Genomic DNA, 21,354 nt, shown 5'->3' on the forward strand with positions numbered 1-21,354 from the left:
TGCCCCTGAATGTGCTGATTAAAACCGATTTACCCGGCGGCCCGGACAGCGGTCACCTGCCGGAAGGACACCCAGCGCTCTCATTCAGCCTCTCCGCCCTGCAAATCTACCCACCCGAAGCCGCCCGGGGCGTTATCGCGACCATCGAGCCTTACCCGAACATGCATGCGCAAGACGTCATCCACTTCCAGTGGGGGGGCTTGACCCTCTTGCAGCCGGTCGAGGGCGTCGGGCAGCAGACCCACATCTCCATCAGCCATGCGCAGATTGTCGAGGCGGGCGACAGCTATGGCTTGTTGGTCAACTTTTATCCGGTCGACCTGGTCGGCAATCCTTCCGTACAAAGCTCCAGGTACCTTGAGGTGGTTGTCGACCTGGCCGGCGCAAAACCCGACGGCCCGGCCATCATCACCGATGACCCGTTGGGCTACATCGACCCGGACCGGCTCAACGGCGAGAGCCTGCAACTCGAGCTGTACACCGCTGCCCAGGTCGGCAAGCCGGGAGACCTGTATGACATCTCGTTCCGCGCCTACCCACCATTAGGCGGCGTGGTCACCTACCGGGGGTTTGAAGAGATTGTCAGGGCCGGGGTGCCCGTCAATCACCCGGTGCCCTACAGCGTGGTCCGCGCCGCCGCCGGGGGCAAGATTGAAACCAGCTTCGTCCTGCGCAAGCGCACGGAACCGTCAGACCTGGTGTCGCAAAAAACCTTCGCCCGCGTGAGGGGGTCGGTGGTGCGCCTGGCGGCTGCGTTTTTTGAACGCTACCCAGGGCACGTCGTGGCGCCCATACCCGATTCGGCGATCGTGAGTATCCCCTGGTACCCATGGTGCAAGCCCACAGACAGCATCACCGTGATCCTGCGGTACGTGAAATCGCTCAACGAAACCATTGTGTTCAGCGAGCCGCGTGTCGTGGGCACAGCGTGGGCCGATGGCGCGCCCATCAGGCGTTTGATCTATCGCAAGGACCTTGAACGATTCGAGGGTTTCAGCCCTGAGCTTTATTACGTGTATGAGTCCGCGCAGGTCAGGGCTCGCTCCCTGGACTTGAACGAGTCTGTTCGCCAGCGCGTGCAAATCGGTTAATACCATCCGTCGGAACCTGTTAATTCTGACAGTAGCCAAGCTATCCACGACCGGTATTTGATAATTCAAAAACTCAGGAGCGATTCCTGTATCACGTACCCACTGCCAGACCGGAGAACGCCATGCCGACCAAAAAAACCAAGACATCCGCGGCTAAACCCAAGTTTCTGGATCAATTGTTCATCCCTGGCATGTCACCGGGGTTTGCTAACTATGCTGGCGGGATCCCTCTACGGCTACTGACTCATGGCCTGACCGTGATCGTGTACAAAACCTGGTCGGCGAAGCCCAAGGATAAAATCCAGGTTGTTTCGATGCCAGGCTTGAACGTCCTGGCGGAAAAAACGTTGATGCCGGGAGAAGAGACGGACAACAGCTTCGCGTTTGCCATTCCCGACAGCAGCCTTCCCGAAGGGAGCGTGACGCTGGGCTACGTGGTGCACTATGAAGGCGGCCCGGACTCCGACACCTCTAATCCCTTGGACGTACGAATCAAAAGAACCCAACCGGCAGGCGCCGACAAAAATCAAATTATCCCAGGCCACTCCGAACTCAACTTCAAGCCTAACTACCTCGAAATCAGAGAGTTTCAATCCAGGCTGGTGACGGTCACCGTCGATCCCTATCCGAATATGGATAGCGGAGACCTGATCGCGCTGAAGTTCGGCAACTACAATGCGCCGCGTCAGCAGGTTTCGGGTGTCGGCAAACAGACAGAGATCGCAATCAGCCGTGACGGTATTGTCGAGGCCGGTAACGGCACCAACCGGTTGGTGAGTTTCAGCGTGGCTGACTTGGTCGGGAATGTTTCCACGCCGCGTTCGCGGAACATTCCGGTGCTGATAGACCTTGATCGCGACACCCTGGCTGCACCTATTTTCAATACCCAGGATGTTGAAGGTTTCATCGACCTTGAGCGGCTGAATGGCCAGCCTTTGCATATACAGCTCTACCTGCCCCCTTTTCAAGGCCCCGCAGGTCATACCTACCATGTGACCTACCGTGGTTATCCGAAGCTGGGGGGCGTTGTATTGGAGGAAAAGTACATCACCATCGAGTTTGCCGGCAGAGCGGAAGACTTCTTCATACCCAATGAAAAGGTACGCGCCTGTGCTGGCGGCAGAGCGGAAATCAGCTACCTGCTGCTCAAGACAGGTGTGCCTACGCGGTATTCGAAGTTTGCGACCGCACAGGTGGTGGATGCGATTGTGAAGCTAAGTGCACCGTTCTTCCTGAACCACACCAACCATGTGCTCAACCCCATTCCCAGGGAGGGCGGTGCCGTGGAGATCCCGTGGTACCCATGGCGCAACCCCACGGACAAAATCGAGCTGATACTGCGTCACGTGTTGCCGGGTAGTAATGAGGTGACCCTGTATACCGACCGGTTTACCGTCGGCAATGTGCCGGAAGGCATACCGATCAGGCGCCTGATTCCCTACAGCGAGCTCTTGAAGTTCAACCGCCTTACCCCTGAGCTCTATTACGTCTATGAGCCGGAACAATATCTGAACGCCACCGCGGACATAAACGAATCCGATCGCCAAGTAGTCCAGATTGGCCCACCGGCCGCAGAGGTTTGAACCTGGTTTTGACTATTAAAAGCGCCCGTTCGACGCTGGAGGTTGCCCAATGTCTCGTGCACCGGAAGTAGATTCCGAGCATCCGCTCGATGACGAAGAATACGACATGATTGGTCCGGTATTTATCGATGACCTGTACCCACCGCTCAAAGGCTTTGGCGACTATGACGGCGGCATCGGCCTGCGGCATGTCGAACACGACTTGGTGGTGGTGCTGGTGCCTCCGGCTGTACTGCCGTTAAACACCCAGATCTACCTCCACTGGAGCGATCCCGTACTACCGGTGTACTACATCGTCATCCAACCTGAGAACCAGGGAAACCGACATTTCGAACTCATAGCCCCTAAAGAACTGATTCTGGCGGATTGGGCCGAAGTCTACTGCATCATTCGGCGCCCCAGCGGCAACGCGTCCAAAACCGAACCTTTAAGGCTACGCGTCAAGCGTGACCGCCCTGGAGACCCGGATCCGGACCCGGATACCCCAGGCAACCAAGGCCTGGTGTTTTTCCTGCCTGAAGACCTGGCCGCCGGCAGTCATGTGGATCAGATCAGAGCCAATCGAGGTGTAGCGCTTAGGGTGGAACCCTACGAAAACATGGCAGCGGGTGACACCTGTTTGATTGCCTGGGGTTCCCAAATAGTCCCTTACGTCGTTTCAGAAAAGGAGGTGATGCGCTCGTTTGACGTCGTCGTCACCGCAGACGTGATCAGGCATGACGACTACGAAGACACGCTGCCGGTGGCGATGCAGATCATCGACATGGGCGGTAACTACCCTGCCCCCAATACCGACGCCAACTGGTCCGAAATCAGTCGGGTCAACGTCAACCTTGGAGTCCCACGGCCGCGAGGGCCTTGGCTTGAGCAGCCAGGGGAGATCGTTGACATGGAAGAACTCGGAGGAGCGGCGCAATTGATTTATCTGTGGACCGACCCGGATTTTTTGAGGTGGGTGACACGGTGAGGTTTGAGTGGCAGGGCCGCGACATACAAAACATACCCTTCTTTCATACGGAAACCAGATTCGTCGACCGCAAAAATCACTTGATGGAGTTCGAAGTCGAGAATGAGTTGCTTAGGGTCATCGCGGGCGGTATCGCGATCATGTATTACGAGGTGTACAAGATCGTGACCAATACCTGGTACCCGTCACGAAAAGTGCGTGTACAGGTTATCGGGCAATTGATCGAATGGCCGGCTCCGACCATTGACCAGGCACCTAACGGACAGATCGACGCCAACTCAATTGCGACGATGAGATTCAGTGCGCAGGATGGTTGGACACCGGGCACTCGAATTCGCGTGGTCTGGGTCGCCCCCGGGGTCAACTTTTCTGATGAGATATTTCTGGAGGCCATTCCTGTAGACCGGCGATTGAGCTATACGGTGCCGAGCGCACAAGTCCGACGTTTTAATACCTTGCCCGTCGAGGTGTATTACGAGCGTATTGATCGCACGCCCCATCACCAGTCGCTGCGAATGCAGCTACAAGTGGGAGAACCGACCAGAACATTACCCGCTGTGACCGTTGAAAAGACGTTTGGCAACCATCTCGACCCCGCAGATATTGGCGCGAACGTGACAGTAACTGTCCCTCTCACAGATAGCGTTGAAGATGACATCATCACATTAACTTGGGACGGTGATGCCCTGGATACATCAATTGAGGTCAGACTCAGTAAAGAGCAAGCAGGAAAGGCACTTCTCATCCCAGTAGCGCGCCGTTTCGTCGACGGCAATATAGGTAGAACGGTGCGGATCACCTACAACTTGGCCAGAGCTAATGTTCCCCGGCGCTTTTCACGAATTTATGTACTCTCTATTCGTAGTGTTCCAGGCCAATATGACCATACACCTTTCACCGGTAGCAACTTGAATGGCTGGGTGCGAGGACCCGCGCTTAGCGACAATAGAGATATTGCGTTCAGGGTTTATGATGGAAATACAGTGTTTCGTAACTACACCTTCCCTCCCGGCAACAAGGCGGGCGTCATTTTAAGTAAACGATTCAACAATATGGGGCCGGGACGTCAATACGAGTTCTCAATAAGAGCACGAAGAGCGGACGCTTGGCACTATGCACCCATCCTCTCACTCAGCACAACAGAGGGTGCACTTACTCAGCAGGTGACACTTTCCGCCCCCAACACTTGGGTGACAATCAGCGGAGTATTCACGACTAACAATTCCTGGATTGACCTCAGCATCGTTAGTCACTTCCCCACCCATGAAGGTAACGACTATGAAATCGATTATATCCTGTTCCGATCGCTCTAATTCGCTCCCTGAATACTGGGCATAGTCGAACTACCCCCGTGTCGAATCGTATTGGCAGCAAATAACGTATGTACCTCGTACGCCTCGAAGGGGGCCACCCAGATAGGAGTCACTGCGATGTCCACAGTCATTACAGACGTACCCCAACCCACTGCTGAATTGGGTAGCCTTGAGGTGCCAGGGTTGTTTCCAGCCAGTGCCGGTGACGTGGGCATTGACGGTAGCCTGGGCCTTCGAAATATCCAGACGCCCCAAGTGGTTTACGTGCACACGTCCTCAAGGATGGCCAATGGTGATTTACTCGAATTGTTCAGCAATGACCCGCTGATACCGGTGGCTCATACCTTTGTCCAACCTGGCGACTTGCAACAGGCGCGGCTACCGCTGCTGCTGCCGGCGGCCAGTATCAGGCCGCTGTTGATTGACCCACTGGTATGCCGGAACAACCTCACCGGCGAGTCGACCCAGACCCTGCGCCTGCGGGTTGACCTGAACATGCCTGGCGGGCTCGAACCCGACGTAACGACACCGGGGCACCAGGGGTTGGTTTTTAAACTGCCTGCCGACGTGATGGTTAACGGCGTCAGCAACAAGCGCGCCCGCGAGGGTATCGAAGTCGAAGTGCTGCCCTACCCATTCATCGCAGTCGGGGACCGCTTGTTGCTGTGCTGGGGTGATCAGCAAGTGACCCATTCGGTCAGTGAAAAAGACTTGCGGCGCTCCATCATCCTGGTGGTGCCCTACGACACAATTATCGCCGCTGGCGATAGTGATCGGCTGAGCGTGCAGTTTCAGGTGCGTGGGCACACCGGAAACGATTCCGATCCTGCTGCACCCTGGTCGGCAGCCAGTGAAGTAAGGGTGTTTGCCCGGGACGACTTCCTGTATGCGCCGTTTATCAACGAGGCCGACCCGCAAACCCGGGTGATCGATCTGGCGAAACTTGAGGGAAAATCGATTACGGCGAATGTCTACGCCGACCCCAACTACTTCTCGCCTAACGACACGCTGGAGTTTTTCTTCCAGGGCACCGACGCCCATGGAAATCCAGTCACCTATGGCGAGAAAACGCGGATAGACCAAAGCAACAAATTATTTGAGTTCCCGATAGGCCATGAGCTGGTGGCGAAGCTGGTCCAGGGCCACGCCAAGGTGCAATACACACTTCACAAATTTATCGAAGGCATAACCTTTCACTCGGTCGCCGACTACGTAACGGTTCAGGGCGTGGTCGCACCATGGGCCGCGCCGTACATGAACGAGGTGCAACCCTTCGCCCATGTGCAACCCGTACCTTTTGATGGTTACGCCTACGTGCCTTATCAGGAAAGCTGGAAACCCACAGACCTGATCACCCTGGTCTGGCTGGTACCCGACCCGGAGGGTGCCGTGGAGTACCGGTTCAGCCGCAGTGCCGGCGAGCGTCCGGAGCACAATGTGCTTGAGTTTCATGTGCCAGGCGCCCAGACCAAGCGTTTTGAGGGACGGCCTTCGGTGATGTACTACGAAGCCACCGATAGCCGCGCCATCCCTCGGTTGCTGGGGCAATCAGCGCGTAAAAACCTGCTGGTAGGCGAGCGTTGGGCGCCCATGGCGGCACCCGAGGTGGAAAGAGTCATCGGCCACCGGCTTGACCCGGATCTGGTGCCAGACGGCGTGTGGGTCACCCTTCCCAACCCGCCGCTTGGCCGGGATATCCGCTTGCACTGGTTCGGCCCGGGCAACCGTATCGAAATGCTGGTGCGTGCCAATACCCCAGGTGAGGCACGGGTCAAGGTGCCGGCAAAATTTGTACTGGATAACCTCAACCGCATCGTAAAAGTCTATTGGCTGGTCAATCTGGGCGGGACACCGCAGCGTTACTCAGGCGTGACGACGGTGCGGATAGCACGCAGGCATACGGTTGACGATGAGAACCTGCCGAATTGATTGCAGCCCCTATATCGTGGAGGTTTCACCATGTCTCGTGCGCCCAAAAAAGACGCGGGCGGCCCCCGTGCCGACGATAAACCCGAACTTGTCATCCACAACCTGACGCCGCCGATCCTGGAAGATGAAGCCGCCACCCAATCCAGCGGCGGCCTGGGCCTTCGGCATGTGGAGCATGATGTGAGGCCGACGCTTTACCCAGAGCGCACGTACGCGCTCGGCACCGAGATATTTCTCTATTGGGATGGCCCGGTCCCGGAAGATTACGTGGTCATAAACAGTGGGAACCAGAACGCCCCGAGAATTTCCCTCAGGGTGGACAAACACAACGTCCTGCCAACGTGGGCCCACCCGTATTGCACTGTTCAGGAACCTCGCGAAGGCACGGTGGAGTCAAATAACCTGAAGGTGCGGATCAAACTGGACCGTCCCGGTGGGCGCGATCCAGACCCGGATACCGTGGGCCATCAGGGCTTCGTATTTAGAATGCCCCCCGACTTGCAGGCGGGCGAGGTGGTGACTCGTCACAGGGCAGTGCTGGGCATCATTCTTGATGTCCAGCCTTACCTCAACATGGCGGAGTTCGATACCTGCAATATCGTCTGGGGTTCTCAAGGTTTTTCTCATGTGGTGAGGACGCCTGAGTTGGGCAGACCTTTTTCAATTAAAGTGCCCACGGAGGTCGTCCTGGACGCAGGAAGCAGCCCGCATATCTCGGTAGCAATGCAGGTAATCGATGCCGTCGGCAATTACCCGGCCGTGAATATGGACCCTGACTCGGACACTAATTGGTCACCCATCACGTGGGTTAATGTCGACCTCGACGCCGTACTGAACGAGCCGCCCTCTCTCGAGCGGGAACTGCCATCGAGAACCACCCGGATCGGTGCGCGCGGCGCAGGTAGTCCATGGTCGGCACCCCAGGTTCTGGAGGCGGAAGGGGGCCGTCTGGACCCGAACATCGCCAAGGCCACCGTGGTGTTCACTGCGCCCGCTGGCTGGGATGCACCGATGCAGATGCGCCTGGTATGGGAGGCAGATACAACGATCTACACCCAGGAACACACGCTGGACGAGATTCCGGAAGATCGCACCATCGTGTTGACGGTGGATGGAGCGCAACTCAAAACGCTGGCTAACCAGCTCACCGAACTGTATTACGAACGCATTGCCCCCTTGCCCGCTCATGAGTCCCTTCGCCTGGAATTGCAGGTAGGCGAACCCGTCAGTCGTCTACCCCAGGCGCAGGTTGAGCATGCGCAAGGCGAGCACCAAGTGACGGTCATCGTACCGTTCACCGAGACCGCACCCGGCGACACCGTGACCTTGCAATGGATCGCCAGCCAGTCGAGAACTACCGTAACCACCACCCTGAACGCAGACACGGCCGGCCAGGCGCTGCGCGTCACGATATCAGTGGATGGTCTTCAAATAGGCGAAATCGTGAAGGTGTATTACAGCCTCGATCGCAACGGACAGCTCCCCCGTTACTCGAAGCTGCAGGTGTGGGAAATGAGGTAATACGGTTTATGCAGTTCGCTCGCGATACTCTCGGGGAGAACAGGCCATCACACGCTTGAAGGCATTGCTGAAGGCGCTGTCTGACTGATAACCCAGGGCCTGGCCGATCGTGGACACGCTGTTGTCGCTGGCCTTCAAGGCCTGCACTGCCAGGTGCATGCGCCACCGGGTCAGGTATTCTTGTGGCGCCAACCCCACCCGTTGTTTGAAGTGCAAGGCAAAGGTGGAGCGGGATTGGCTCGCAAGCACGGCCATTTCACTCAACGTCCAGCGCCGGGCGGGTGCTGCGTGAAGTTCCCGCAGCACCGGAGCCAACCTTGGGTCGGTCAACGCTCCCAACCAGCCAGTGGTATGCGCGCCCATGGAAGATTGATAAAGCCGCAGGATCTGCACCAACATCATTTGCGCCAAATGCTCGGTCATCAGCGCCGCGCCCTGTAACGGACTCGCGTATTCCCTGGCCAAGCGGTCCAGGCACCAGCGCAATACGGCGGCCTGTTCGGAGTTGGCGCTCACCCGCAGCACCGGCGGCAGGCTGGCCAGCAACAGTCGGGCGTCATCCCCGTAGATAAATCGTCCGGCGATCAGGAACAGATCCACCGTGGCACCCACCGTGGCGATGCCTCCTACCGCATCGGCATACACCTCACGTGCATCGAGCCCTTCAGAGGCCAGATTGCTGGACAGCCTCCACGGGCGTGCCTGGGTCAACAGGAAACAGTCTCCCTCATACAAGCGTATTGGCACGGCCAGCCCCTCCACTTCCAACCAGCAACTGCCCTCCACCACCGCATTGAACTTGATGCCATCCGGCGCCGCAAAGTTGATGGCCCAGGTGCCTCCAGCCTTCAGGCCGGCGAAGGTCGAGCGATGGCTTTTTAACAGTGCCAGCACATCGGAAAGGGTATCCATAAAAAAGCTCCGGACGATCGCGACAGAAACACGGACTCTAGGGCATTCCGCGTCCGGGCTCCAGCGATAGACCCTAGGCCTCCCATAAGGAGATCTTTCATGGCTGACAAACAAACCCCAATTGGCAGCGGCTTCGATGCCGGCACTACCGCCCAGCAAGCCTTGGCGGGTAGCGATTTGCGAGGCAAGACGGTGATTGTCACCGGTGGCTATTCGGGCATTGGCCTGGAAACGGTGCGCGTGTTGGTCGACGCGGGTGCGCAGGTGATCGTTCCCGCCCGGGATCCTGAAAAGGCCGAACGCAACCTCTCGGGCATCATCGGTGTTGAACACGCCAGCCTGGATTTACTCGACCCGATTTCCATCGACCGTTTTGCCGAAAACTTCCTCGCCAGCGGCCGGGCATTGAACCTTCTGATCAATAGCGCCGGAATCATGGCCACCCCCCTGCAACGGGATGCGCGAGGTCTCGAAGCGCAGTTCGCCACCAACCACCTGGGCCACTTCCAGCTAACCGCCCGGTTGTGGCCGGCGCTGCGTGAGGCGAATGGCGCACGCGTGGTTTCGGTATCGTCCCTCGGCCATCGTCTCAGCCCCGTGCATTTCGATGACCCGCAATTTGAACACCGCCCCTATGACAAGTGGCTCGCCTACGGCCAATCAAAAACCGCCAACGCACTATTCGCGGTAGCACTGGACCGACGAGGTAAAGCAGAGCACGTGCGCGCATTTTCCGTGCACCCGGGGGAAATCCTCACCGACTTGATCCGCTATCTGGACAAGGACGACCTGGCATTCGTCGGCGCACTGGATGAGCACGGCAATATCCGCCCCGCCAGTCACTACAAGAGCCCCGAGCAAGGCGCCGCGACGTCGGTGTGGTGCGCTGTCAGCCCGCAACTGGAGGATATGGGCGGACTCTACTGCGAAGATTGCGATGTGGCCGCTTGGTCGCAGGATGACACCCGCCGTAACGGCGTATGGCCCTGGGCGGTCGACCCGGAACAGGCCGAACGCTTATGGGCACTGAGTCAACAGTTGTGCAATGTCACGTTGTAGTCCGGGCCCCTGGCGTTCATATTTGGCAGTCATGCACTGCCAATGAGCGACCTGAACCATGCAGCCTCCTGCCAGCTACCTCGTGCCCCTTGCCGCCTCCCTTTGCGCCACCCTCGCCTGCGCCGACAGCCCGGACCCGCTGCTCGCCAAGCGGGTGGATGCGGTGGTCGACAGCGCCATTGCCGACAAGCGCCTGGTGGGCACCGTGGTGCTGGTGCTGCGGGACGGGCAGCTGGTGTATCACCGTGCTGCCGGCCTGGCGGACCGCGAAGCCGGGCGCCCGATGACAGAGGACACGATCTTTCGCCTGGCATCGGTGACCAAACCGCTGGTCTCCGCCGCCGCGATGCACCTGGTGGAACAAGGTCGCTTGGGCCTGGACGATCCGGTCAGCCGCTGGCTTCCTGACTTCAATCCCAAGCTGGCGGATGGCACCACACCGGTGATCACCGTCAGCCAGTTGCTTAACCACACCGCGGGCCTGAGCTATGGATTCCTGGAAAGTACCCGAGGTCCCTACCGCACCGCCGGGGTTTCCGATGGTTTGGGCGAGCCCGAGATCAGCTTTGCCGAGAATCTGAAGCGCATCGCCAGCGTGCCCCTGAGTTACCCGCCGGGCAAAGGCTGGCAATACTCGATGGCCACCGATGTGCTGGGTGCGGTACTGGAACAAGCGTCGGGCCAGAGCCTGCCGGTATTGATGCGCGAGTCAGTCACCGGACCGCTGGGACTAACCGATACCGAGTTTTCCGTGACGGATATAAAACGCCTGTCCGCCGCCTATCAGGATGGATCACCGCAGCCGCTGCGCATGGTCGACAAGGCCACCATCACCTCGGGCAACAGCACTGCGCTGTTTGATGTGCGGCGGATTCTCGATTCCCATGCGTACCCTTCCGGCGGCGCTGGCATGGCCGGGACGGCAGGTGACGTTGCGCGGTTCCTGGAAACCATTCGCCAGGGCGGCGCACCGATCCTGTCCGCACACAGCGTGCAGTTGATGGTCACCGATCACGTCGGCGCCATGGTGCAAACCCAGGACCCGGGTTGGGGCTTCGGTTATGGCTGGGCGGTGCTGAATGACCCCGCGCTGACGGGCACGCCGCAATCCCGGGGCACCTTTGAGTGGGGCGGCGCCTACGGTCACAGCTGGTTTGTCGACCCGCAGCAAAAGCTCACGGTGGTTGCACTGACCAATACGGCCTACGAAGGCATGTCCGGTCTGTTCACCCACCAGTTACGGGATGCGGTGTATCCGCCGAAGTGATCGACCACCAGCGCGGCAATAGCTGCCGTACCCGCGCTTCACCAAAGCGGTCATCGATCAGCATCACCACGCCCCGGTCCTGCTGGCTGCGAATCACCCGCCCCGCGGCCTGCACCACCTTTTGGATGCCAGGGTACAAGTAGGTGTAGTCGTAACCGGCACCGAAGATCGCGCCCATCCGCAGTTTGAGCTGCTCATTCACCGGGTTGAGTTGCGCCAGGCCCAGGGTGGCGATAAATGCACCGATCAGGCGGGTTCCCGGCAGGTCGATGCCTTCGCCGAATGCGCCGCCGAGCACGGCAAAACCGATGCCCTGGCTGTGCTGGGTGAACTGGTCGAGAAACCCCTGACGTTCGGCCTCGGCCATGCCCCGTGACTGCTGCCACAGGGTGATGTGCGGGTGCCGCTCGGCAAGCAATTGCGCCACTTGCTGCAGATAATCGAAGCTGCTGAAGAACGCCAGGTAGTTGCCCGGCTGCTGCGCAAACTGCGCTGCGATCAGCTCGACGATGGGCTCCAGGGACGCCTGTCGATGCACAAACCGGGTGGAGATCCGGTCGACGATATGCACCTGCAACTGCTCGGCCTTGAACGGCGATTCCACATCGACCCAGGCCGTGTCCGGCGGCATTCCCAGCAAATCCGCGTAGTAATGCCGAGGGCTCAAGGTTGCGGAAAACAGCACGCTGCTGCGGGCTGCCGTCAGCCGTGGCCGAATGAATTCGGCAGGCACCACGTTGCGCAGGCACAGGTTCGATGAGCTGCGTTTGCCGCTGTGTTCGCGCTTGCTGATGTCGAAGATGAAGTGTTCGTTGAACAGTTCGGCGACCTTGGCAAACTGCAAGGCCTCGAAGTAGAAGGCTTGCAGCTCGCCATTGAGTGCTTCGGGATGGTCGTTGAAATACTCGCCCATGGCGCTGGTACACAGGCTCAAGGCGTGCAGCAGTTTGTCGGGCTTCTGGGCATAAGCCTGATACGGCGCCACTTGTTCCTTGTGCAAGGCATTCCACTCACGGTTCAGGCGCTGGAGGGGCTTCTTCAGCGGCTCGGGCGCGATCTCCCGCAGGGTCTTGAGGGTGTATTGGTCGAGGGCTCCGCTGTACATCGAACGACCTCGGTCCACCAGGTTATGGGCCTCGTCCACCAGCACCGCGACCCGCCACTGGTTGAGCTGCGCCAGGCCGAACAGCATGGCGCCGAAGTCGAAGTAGTAGTTGTAGTCGGCGACCACCACATCGCTCCAGCGCGCCATTTCCTGGCTCAGGTAATAGGGGCAGACGTCATGGGCCAGCGCGACTTCCCGCAGGTTGCGCTGGTCCAGCAGTCGCACGCGGGATGCGGCTTCACGGGCAGCCGGCAAGCGGTCGTAAAAACCCTTGGCCAGTGGACACGAGTCGCCGTGACAGGCTTTGTCGAGATGCTCGCAGGCTTTGTCCCGGGCTACCAGCTCCAGTACCCGCAGCGGCAAATCCGGGCTGCTGTCATACAGCACTTGCGCGGCATCCAGCGCCAATTTTCGGCCCGGGGTCTTGGCCGTAAGGAAGAACACCTTGTCCAGTTGCCGGGGCGCCATGGCCTTGAGCATCGGAAAAATAGTGCCGACGGTCTTGCCGATACCGGTGGGCGCCTGGGCCATCAGGCAGCGACCGGTGCTGACAGCCTTGTAGACCGTTTCCGCGAGTGACCGCTGACCGGGACGAAACGCTGCATGGGGAAAGCCCAGTGCAGTTGCTGCGGCGTTGCGGGCTTCGCGCTGGTGCATTTCCTGTTCGGCCCAGCCGAGGAACAGCGCGCATTGCTGATGGAAGAATGCCTGCAGGTCGTCCGCCTGAAAGCGTTGGCTGAGCAGCGTTTCGTGCTCGCCAACAATATCGAAGTACACCAGCGCCAGGACAATCTCCGACAACCCGAGCTTCTGGCACATCAACCAGCCGTAGACCTTGACCTGGGCCCAGTGCAGTTGCCGATGGTTGGCCGGCTGCTTGTCGAGGTCGCCGCGATAGGTTTTCACCTCTTCCAGCTGGTTGCGATCCGGGTCGTAGCCATCCGCCCTGCCCCGGACTTTCAACTGCTGGTATTCACCTTCCAGCGCGACTTCATTCTGGTAGTGGGCGCTGCGCCGCGAAGCCACGGTGCGGTGGCCGACAATCCCTTCCTGGGCGCTGGGAGACGGGGTAAAACGCAGGTCGAGGTCGCCGACCTTGGCGGTGAATTCACACAACGCACGCACCGCGACGCTGTAACTCAAGCCGCCTGCTCCGCCCAGCGCACATAACAGACGGTCACGGGCATCTGATGTTCGCCGCAGAACTCCAGCCAGCGCAGCTGGTTGTCTTGCAGGCGATCGCCGGGGCCTTTGACTTCGATCATGCGGTAGGTTTTTTCCTCGGGCCAGAACTGGATCAGGTCGGGCATGCCGGCGCGGTTGGCACGGATATCCAGCAGCAGGCGCTCGAACCAATGGCGCAGGTGTGCGGCGGGCAGGCAATCGAGGGCCTGGTCGAGCAGTTCTTCGCTGAGTACGTTCCAGAACACGAAGGGTGACTGAATGCCCCATTTGTCGACGTAACGCTGGCGAATGGTGTGCTTGTAGCGCTCATCGTCCAGTTGGCCCAGGCACTCGGCGAACAGCTCGGCTCGCCGCTGATGAAAGTCTTCGCTGTGCAGGTCCACGGGACCACGCTGGAACGGGTGGAAAAACGACCCCGGCAACGGCGCAAAAATCGCCGGCCAGCACAGCAGTCCAAACAACGAATTGATCAGCGTGTTCTCGACGTAATGCACTGGCGTACCGTGGTCGCTCAAGTGGGCCTGCACGCAATACTCCACCGACATCAGCGGGTCCGGGGCCGGCAGTTCGAGGTCCAGGCGCACGATAGCCCGGGGCTTTACCTTGGGCATCGCCGGCTCGCCGAGTTTGCGCCGCAGCCTGGGGATCACACGCAACAGGTGCTGCTGCTCGGCAGCGCTCTCCGGAGCCAGCTGTGCTTCACGGGCCAGCCGCATCGCCTGGGCAAAATCCTCCTGACGCTCCAGCACCCGGATCAGCCGTGCCCGTGCGCCGGGGTATGTGCAGCTGCGGTAGATCGCCTCCGCCAGGGCCAACTCGGCGCTGCGCTCACAATACTGGCCGACTTGAAACAACAGCTTGGCCCGACGCTTTTCCAGCCAGGGGTTGTCGGTGTGCAAGGTGGCGATTTGTTCCAGCACGTTATCCAGTGCCTCACCCGCTTCAAAAGCCTGTTGGCACTGGTGCAGGAACAGAAAGCCGTGCACGTCGTCACGGCTGCGCAATCCCCGGGATTCGGCGCAGAATTCGACTTTCTCGTAGGTAAAAATACCCAGGTCCGCCAGCACAAACTCCGACCAGTCCTGATAGAGATTGCCGAAGAACATCAGCCGCAGCCGGTCGCACAGGTCCATCACGGTGAGACTGTAAAGCTGATCGGCCAGGTCCGGGCACCAGTGCTGGAAGTGACGCGGTTCACAAAACTGCGTTGACAGCGACTCCAGCCAATCTGCCTTTTTGGCCCTGGGTTGCTCGATCCAGGGTTTGAACGCCGCCAGGATTTCAGCTTTCTGCAACAGGCCAAACAGCTCGCCAAACGACAACAGGCACTGATCTGTCACCCACCCCTGCTCCAGCAACGGCATCACCGCCTCGTGCACCGCGCCGATTTCGACATAATTGAGCTTGGCGGCCCGGAAATGCGCGCCCTTGCGCATCACCATGCGCACCAGCAAGGCCTGGGACGACTGCGGCAAGCTGTCAAATTGCTGAATGAAATGCTCTTCGTCCGGGGCCAGTAAATCGGCATAGCGCTGCCCCAGCCAATCGAGCACCTGGCGGAAGTTATGCAGGTAATAGAGCGGGTCTTCAAGGGGATTGGACATATCAGGCACGGGATCAAACACTGGTTATGCATACAGAGTGCCGTCCCTGAGCGGCTGTTGCAATCGGTAATAGATCAAAGGCGCACGCAACTTTTTGCGTAATAATGATCAGATGGCTGTCAGCCACATAAAATATGTTTCCCCCGACCGCTCAGGCGCGGGGTTTTCGAAGGATCAGGGTAAGGGTTATGAGCATGAAGAATTTGGGTCTGGCGGTGAGTATGGTCACGTTGCTGGTACTGGCCGGTTGCTCCACGCAAACCGTGGTGACGTTGCAGAACGGCACCCAGTATTTGACCAAGGACGTGCCGAACGCGAAGACCGCTGATGGTTTCTACGAATTCACCGACATCGCCGGCAAGCATGTACGGGTCAAGGCCTCTGACGTCGCGACCGTGATCAAGGAGAAATAAAAAGTGGGAGCCCGTTGGCTCCCACTTTTCTTTGCAATGCACGCCCCTGTGGGAGCCGGGCTTGCCCGCGATGCAGACAACTCGGTTTGCCAGGTGCACCTTAGCGATCCTATCGCAGCCTCGCCAAGGCTCGACAGCTCCCACATCAGCGATCACAAAACTGTGGGAGCTGTCGAGCCTTGGCGAGGCTGCGATGGCGTCGGCACTGCCAACACTAATGCCGGCTTGTGCAAAATAAACAATATTTCACCGAAGGATTTCCCCCTGCCCCTGCGTTTAACCGATCAACCGCCTTCAACTTCGAAAGCGGTATGACGGAGAACCATGGCCATGGCATTCATGTCCCGAGCGGTGCGCACTCTGCTACTCATTCCCTTGATGTGGGCTGCGCTGGCGAGTACGCCGGTGTTTGCCGACACCATCATCATCCGCCAGGCGCCATCGCGCGTGGTGATCGTGCAGCCCCTCCTCCCGGCCCGCGCTATTACGGCCACTGGGGCTACGGCTATGGCCCGCGAGGCTATTGGCCGCGGGGTCATTATTACGGCTACGGGTACGGCCAACCCCACCGTCCGTACTGGAACCACGGTCACTACTGGAGATAACCCAGCCTGCGATACTGATTAACCCTGTGGCGAGGGAGCTTGCTCCCTCGCCACAACAGCGGCCCGCTACTTAGCTGATGGAAATTCCATCGCCCCAAACCCCGGCGAGTCCAACGCCGACCAGCGTCACCGAATCCGCGCCAAAACTCAGCACCGTATCGCCCCCCACCACTTTGGCATGGTCGCGCCAGTCCGCACTGCCCTCCACGTCCCGGAACACCAGCTTGTCGGTGGACTGGTAACCGATCACTCGGTCCTGCCCAAACTGCCCGCCGAACAGAAAGGTGTTATGCCCACTGTTGTCGCGGATCGTGTCATTGCCCTTGCCGCCCTCGATGAAATCCACACCCTTGCCGCCCTGGATCAGGTCATCACCATCACTGCCGATAATGAACGTGTTGCCCTTGTGCGGCTCGGCATTGCGGTTGAGGTCCTGCACCCAGGTATTGGCCCGGGCCGGGTCCGACAGGTTGGCCACGATAATCGTCGAGTCCCGGCTGGTCAGGTCGTAGAATTTCGAGTCCAGGACCCGGGTCAAGCCATCGCCATAGGCCGTGGGCAAATGAGAAAGCCAGGTGGGCACATTGACGATGGAAAACGGCAGGACATTCCACAGCGTCGACGCGTAGTGGTCGTTGAAGTTGACGATATTGTCCGTCGTCGACTCATGGGGCTTGTCATGCACGCCCAGGGACGAGAAGTTGAACGACGAGCCGTCCAGCGCGCGAAACACCGGGTCGTTTTCATAACCGATATTCAGCACCTTGTCGCCGCTGCTCTGGGTTGGCGAGGCATAGGCCACATAGTTGGAGTCCTTGTAGAACCCAGACCATTTATTGCCGCTCAAGTCGGCCATGCTGTTGACCGCCAGGCCGCCCAGGCTATGGCCGCTGACCACCACATCCTTGCCCGTCAGGCCATGACTGCCGGCATACGCCGCGACATCCTTGAGCAAGGTGCCAAAGGCTTCGCCGGCGTAGTTTTTCGCGTAATCCTTGGGCCCCAGCGCTGCCAGCAAATCACTGACCAGATCGCCAATGGAGTCGGTGATCAAGGTTTCCCGAGGCCCCGAAGTCCCGCGAAAACCAATACCGATTTCCAGCAGTTTGCCGTCACCATCGTACTTGCCCAGCACCTCCACCTGCGCGGTGGTGTAGCCGGCCTTTTCACCGAAGAACGTGCCCCGGGCATCCACCTTGCCGCCATAGCCCAAGGTACTGGCGCTGATGGGCGTCCAGCCGGCTTTGTTGACCGCCTCAAGGGCGGCCTTTTCCGAGTCAGGGTTCCAGGGAATCCCCGGAATCACCCCCTGCGAGTCAGTGCTGCCCAGCAACGCACCCACCAGCGTGGCCGGCAGCCCCAGGCCAAAACCGTTGTGCTGATAACCCACGGCAAAGCCGTTGTCCAGGTTGTGGTAGGAGTACAGCGTGATCGCCATGGCATCGGCGAACAACGCTTTGGAGCCCTCGGTCCCGAGGTTTTTATAGTCGAAAACACCCATGGTATTGCCTCTCTTTTGTTGGAATTGTCGAGAAAGCCGAATTTGCACAAATGAACGCTTGGAACCGGATCAATGTGGGAGCGGGCTCGCTCGCGAAAGCGGTGGATCAGTCAACCCATCAACCGACTGGCACACCGCCTTCGCGAGCAAGCCCGCGCCCACATTTCCAACTGCGGTGTTTAGAAAGCCCAGTCCAGGCTCAAACCCACCCCATGGACTTTCTCTTTGCTGGCCAGCAGTCCGTTGTAATCCAGGTTCACCTTCGCATCCTTGCTCAGCGCCAGGCTGACCCGCGCGCCCACCAATGCCGCATCACGCACCATCGACGAACTCTCCACCGAGAACGACGGGCCGCCCGAGGCAAACGCCAGGTTCCGCTCGGAGTCGACGCTGCTCAGGTTGTGCTGCCAGCCCAGGGTGCCGGAAAGCTCCAGTTGCTGATGGTCGTTGATATTCAAGGTTTTCAGCGCTCGGGCACCCAGGGTACTCAACACCACATCGCGGCTGTCATCCCGGCCCTTCAAGGCCGCCGCATCACCCTTTTCGGTAAACCCGTCGGCATCCAGATGCACATACGCCAGGTTGGCAAACGGTTCCAGGGCCAGCGGTTGCAGGTTCAAGCGATACGCCGCTTCGGTAAACACCTGGGTGCTGCGGGCATCCACCTTGGCTTTCTGCTTGCCGGCGACTTCACCGTATTGCAGCTCACGCTTCACATCGGCGCGGTGCCAGCTGTAGGTCGCCCCGCCGCTCAAACGCAAGGCACCGATTTCATGCCCGGCGTACGCGCCCAAGTGATAGCTGTCTACCGACGCGCGGGAGTGGGTGTCACTGCCCATGTTCAGTGACGTGTCGCTGTACCCCGCCACCAGGCCCACGCGGGTGTCTTCATCCAGCGCGCCGTCCACACCCGCCAGCATGCCGCCGATGGAGGTGGTGTAGCCCGCCGTATCGCTGCCGCTGTTGGTCTTGCCCCAGGCGCCCAGCGCCTTGACCCAGACGTTGCCACGGCTGTCGACGGTCTGGCTCGATGCGCCCATTTCCCCTTGCTGCAAACGCTCGCCCACGGCTTCGCGCAGGTAGCGGTTGTCATTGACCAATGCGGTTTCCAGCGCCGGGTAGATTTCCCCGGACAGCTGCTGGAACGCGCCTTGGGCCGAGGCTGCATTCGGCGCCAGCAACAGGCTTTCATACACGGCGTTGCCCGCGCCCAATTGCTCGGCGGCGGCTGCCACCGACCGTTGGTTCGGCGTGGCCGCCACACTGGCAAAGGTGTTGGCATTGCGCCCCACATCCAGTTGCACGCCGTTGGCGGCGTAGTTCAAGGTGCCGCCGATAAACAGGTAGTTAGGCAGCACCGAACCGAAGCTGCCGTTGATCCCGCCTGCGGCCTGCAGGATGTTGTATTGGCGACCGATCAGGCTTTCGGCCTGGGTCTGAGTCAGCAGCGTCGGGCTGTTTTCCAGGGCCAGGGTCACTGTGCCGCCGCTGAGGGTGGCCTTGCCACCGGCGACGATGCGGTCACTGCTGGTTTGCGACAGCTCCACCGCGTAAGTGGAGCCCGCCGCAAAGCTCACATCACCGGCCACATTCAGCGTGCCGATGGAGTTACCCGGCGCCACGGTACCGCCGCTGTTCGCCGTCAGCGAACCAATGCGCCCTGAACCGCCCACTACACCGCTGTTGCTGACGGTGACGTCGGAGGTGATCGAACCATTGATTGCCAGCAACCCTTGGTTGACCAGGGTCGGGCCGCTGTAGGTGTTGGTGCCGGTCAGCACCAGCGCACCGATGCCCTGCTTGGTCAGACCGCCATGCCCGGCGATGTCGTTGCTCCACACATCCAGCCCGCAATGCACGTCGGTGCACAGGCGCTGGGTCGGTTTGCCGGCATCCACCACGGCGCCAATCCCTGGCAGGTCCGCGACGAATTGACCGGAGCCGTAGGCCCCATCGATACGAAATTCGGCCGGGATATCCTCAGCCGTCACAAACATCCCCGGGCCGTTGATGGCCTTGCCCAGGTTGATCATGCCCCAGCCGTACAGCGAGTCGATGCCCGGTGCGCCGAGGTCGGTCGCGGTGGTTTTCAGCAGCGTGGAAATCTGGTCGCCACTCATGTACGGGAAGCGCTCCATCAGCACCGCCGCACTGCCGGCCACATGAGGCGCGGCCATGGAGGTGCCGTTGAAGTTGGCGTAGTCGGTGGTCAGGTTTTCCAGGGTGGTGCCGTTGATCACCGAGCTGTAGATCTTGGTGCCGGGCGCCGCGACGCAGAAGCTGGCGGCATAACCGCAGCGCGAGGAAAAAGTACTGATCACGTACGGGTCGGAACTGGCGGTGTCGGGGTTCTGTTGTAGCGCCGCTACCGACAGCCAGTTGGGCGCGATCTCCGGCACGAAGTACGCGAGGCCCGAGATCGCGTCCGGGTTATTGCGATTGTAGTCGTTGCCGGCGGCAAAGATCGTCAGCACGCCGCTGCGGGCGGCATCGATGGCGCCTTGATAAGCGCCGCCTGCGATCGTGCCAAGGATCGGCCGGATGTTATTGAACTGCGCCTGGGCTTCATTGACCGTGAAGTTAGGGAACGCCGGATCGCGCCCGCCCTTGGCGTACTGGTCACCGATGCCGATACCCCAGCTGTTGTTGATGATGCGTGCGCCGCTGGCCACCAGGGCATCCCAACCGGCTTTGTAGACCGCGCCGTCGTTGCCCAGGATGATCCCGTCTTCGGGGCCCGGGTCACCGTTTTCGGCACTGATGATCTGCGCGTCGAACGCCACGCCATGCATCGGCCCGCCGTCACGGTTACCTGCGGCAATCCCGCCCACGTGTGTCCCGTGATTGCCGAGTTTGCCGTTGGAGCCCAGGGAGGGTGTGCCGTCGTAGCGGAACGCGTCCCCGGCCTTCACCGGGATGTACGGGTCGGTGTATTGGCGAATGCCTTCGGTCACGATCGTGACCACTTTGCCGGGGCTGGCGAATTCCGGATGCTGGGCATACACCGGCTGATCGAAGATCCCCAGCTTCACGCCCTTGCCGGTGTAGCCGGCGGCGTAAGCAGCGTCTGCATGCACGGCGCCGAGCCCCCAATCGGCTTTGAATTCATTGCTGCGCCAGCTGGCAGCATCCCCCGGTTTTCCGCTTTCCACGTAGGGTGCGGCCTGGGCGGTACCCAGGCTGGCCAGGCAACACAGCAACGCGCCGTATGGCACGCAGCTCAGGGCCTTGAGCGGGTAGCCCGGGCCTGTTGGGATGGCGGATTGAAACCCTCGTTTTGTTTTTTTCACGGTGACCTT

At 59.9% G+C, this 21,354-nt stretch carries 13 protein-coding genes and 1 pseudogene; 9 read left to right on the forward strand and 5 right to left on the reverse strand.

The features are described from left to right. From JFU58_RS20765 to JFU58_RS20790, 6 genes and pseudogenes are all read left to right on the forward strand, one after another. Positions 1–1,091 (forward strand): annotated as a pseudogene (locus JFU58_RS20765) (hypothetical protein); the annotation flags it as partial. 122 nt (positions 1,092–1,213) lie between these two features. After that, complete coding sequence (locus tag JFU58_RS20770; RefSeq protein WP_201142020.1) at positions 1,214–2,674, forward strand: hypothetical protein; 1,461 nt, start codon at positions 1,214–1,216, stop codon at positions 2,672–2,674. A 49-nt stretch (positions 2,675–2,723) separates the two neighbouring features. Continuing rightward, entirely contained in the window at positions 2,724–3,641 is a 918-nt protein-coding gene (locus tag JFU58_RS20775) for a hypothetical protein (protein ID WP_201142022.1), read from the forward strand. After that, positions 3,626–4,954 (forward strand): hypothetical protein, encoded by a 1,329-nt coding sequence (locus tag JFU58_RS20780; RefSeq protein ID WP_201142024.1) that lies wholly within the window; start codon positions 3,626–3,628, stop codon positions 4,952–4,954. Before JFU58_RS20775 ends, JFU58_RS20780 begins: the two co-directional genes overlap by 16 nt. A 117-nt stretch (positions 4,955–5,071) precedes the next feature. Then, a complete protein-coding gene (locus JFU58_RS20785; RefSeq protein WP_201142026.1) occupies positions 5,072–6,883 on the forward strand; it encodes a hypothetical protein in 1,812 nt (603 codons plus the stop codon). A 30-nt stretch (positions 6,884–6,913) separates the two neighbouring features. Further along, positions 6,914–8,404, forward strand: a complete 1,491-nt coding sequence (locus tag JFU58_RS20790) for a hypothetical protein (protein WP_201142028.1) — start codon at positions 6,914–6,916, stop codon at positions 8,402–8,404. 6 nt (positions 8,405–8,410) lie between these two features. Here the strand turns inward: JFU58_RS20790 and JFU58_RS20795 are convergent, their stop codons facing one another. Beyond that, entirely contained in the window at positions 8,411–9,316 is a 906-nt protein-coding gene (locus JFU58_RS20795; protein ID WP_201142030.1) for an AraC family transcriptional regulator, read from the reverse strand. A gap of 99 nt (positions 9,317–9,415) precedes the next feature. Between JFU58_RS20795 and JFU58_RS20800 the strand changes: the two genes are divergently transcribed. Together JFU58_RS20800 and JFU58_RS20805 are read left to right on the forward strand one after the other, a co-directional pair. Then, complete coding sequence (locus tag JFU58_RS20800) at positions 9,416–10,375, forward strand: oxidoreductase (RefSeq protein ID WP_201142032.1); 960 nt, start codon at positions 9,416–9,418, stop codon at positions 10,373–10,375. A 58-nt stretch (positions 10,376–10,433) separates the two neighbouring features. Further along, positions 10,434–11,642 carry a serine hydrolase domain-containing protein gene (locus JFU58_RS20805; RefSeq protein WP_201142034.1) on the forward strand — a complete coding sequence of 403 codons (1,209 nt, stop codon included), beginning with the start codon at positions 10,434–10,436 and terminating at the stop codon, positions 11,640–11,642. Here JFU58_RS20805 and JFU58_RS20810 read toward each other — a convergent pair. Together JFU58_RS20810 and JFU58_RS20815 are read right to left on the reverse strand one after the other, a co-directional pair. Then, positions 11,602–13,890, reverse strand: coding sequence for an ATP-dependent DNA helicase (locus tag JFU58_RS20810; RefSeq protein WP_201142036.1), 2,289 nt, complete (start codon positions 13,888–13,890; stop codon positions 11,602–11,604). The two genes, JFU58_RS20805 and JFU58_RS20810, sit on opposite strands and share 41 nt — an antisense overlap. Continuing rightward, positions 13,887–15,536, reverse strand: coding sequence for a VRR-NUC domain-containing protein (locus JFU58_RS20815; RefSeq protein WP_201142038.1), 1,650 nt, complete (start codon positions 15,534–15,536; stop codon positions 13,887–13,889). Before JFU58_RS20815 ends, JFU58_RS20810 begins: the two co-directional genes overlap by 4 nt. Positions 15,537–15,724: 188 nt before the next feature. Between JFU58_RS20815 and JFU58_RS20820 the strand changes: the two genes are divergently transcribed. Beyond that, entirely contained in the window at positions 15,725–15,949 is a 225-nt protein-coding gene (locus JFU58_RS20820; RefSeq protein ID WP_063030332.1) for a YgdI/YgdR family lipoprotein, read from the forward strand. Between the two features lie 675 nt (positions 15,950–16,624). Here JFU58_RS20820 and JFU58_RS20825 read toward each other — a convergent pair. Both JFU58_RS20825 and JFU58_RS20830 read right to left on the reverse strand, forming a co-directional pair. Beyond that, positions 16,625–18,055 carry a polyurethane esterase gene (locus tag JFU58_RS20825; RefSeq protein WP_201142040.1) on the reverse strand — a complete coding sequence of 477 codons (1,431 nt, stop codon included), beginning with the start codon at positions 18,053–18,055 and terminating at the stop codon, positions 16,625–16,627. A 179-nt stretch (positions 18,056–18,234) separates the two neighbouring features. Continuing rightward, positions 18,235–21,312 (reverse strand): autotransporter domain-containing protein, encoded by a 3,078-nt coding sequence (locus JFU58_RS20830; protein ID WP_446739986.1) that lies wholly within the window; start codon positions 21,310–21,312, stop codon positions 18,235–18,237. Positions 21,313–21,354: the final 42 nt, after the last annotated feature.

This window comes from Pseudomonas sp. TH34 (assembly GCF_016650865.1).
Lineage (GTDB): Bacteria > Pseudomonadota > Gammaproteobacteria > Pseudomonadales > Pseudomonadaceae > Aquipseudomonas > Aquipseudomonas yamanorum.

Excerpts from the sequence above, each read along its gene's own strand:
- JFU58_RS20775 (WP_201142022.1), top strand. The coding sequence starts at position 2,724 with ATGTCTCGTGCACCGGAAGTAGATTCCGAGCATCCGCTCGATGACGAA.
- JFU58_RS20825 (WP_201142040.1), bottom strand. The coding sequence starts at position 18,055 with ATGGGTGTTTTCGACTATAAAAACCTCGGGACCGAGGGCTCCAAAGCG.
- JFU58_RS20800 (WP_201142032.1), top strand. The coding sequence starts at position 9,416 with ATGGCTGACAAACAAACCCCAATTGGCAGCGGCTTCGATGCCGGCACT.
- JFU58_RS20770 (WP_201142020.1), top strand. The coding sequence starts at position 1,214 with ATGCCGACCAAAAAAACCAAGACATCCGCGGCTAAACCCAAGTTTCTG.
- JFU58_RS20785 (WP_201142026.1), top strand. The coding sequence starts at position 5,072 with ATGTCCACAGTCATTACAGACGTACCCCAACCCACTGCTGAATTGGGT.
- JFU58_RS20790 (WP_201142028.1), top strand. The coding sequence starts at position 6,914 with ATGTCTCGTGCGCCCAAAAAAGACGCGGGCGGCCCCCGTGCCGACGAT.
- JFU58_RS20805 (WP_201142034.1), top strand. The coding sequence starts at position 10,434 with ATGCAGCCTCCTGCCAGCTACCTCGTGCCCCTTGCCGCCTCCCTTTGC.
- JFU58_RS20815 (WP_201142038.1), bottom strand. The coding sequence starts at position 15,536 with ATGTCCAATCCCCTTGAAGACCCGCTCTATTACCTGCATAACTTCCGC.
- JFU58_RS20820 (WP_063030332.1), top strand. The coding sequence starts at position 15,725 with ATGAGCATGAAGAATTTGGGTCTGGCGGTGAGTATGGTCACGTTGCTG.
- JFU58_RS20795 (WP_201142030.1), bottom strand. The coding sequence starts at position 9,316 with ATGGATACCCTTTCCGATGTGCTGGCACTGTTAAAAAGCCATCGCTCG.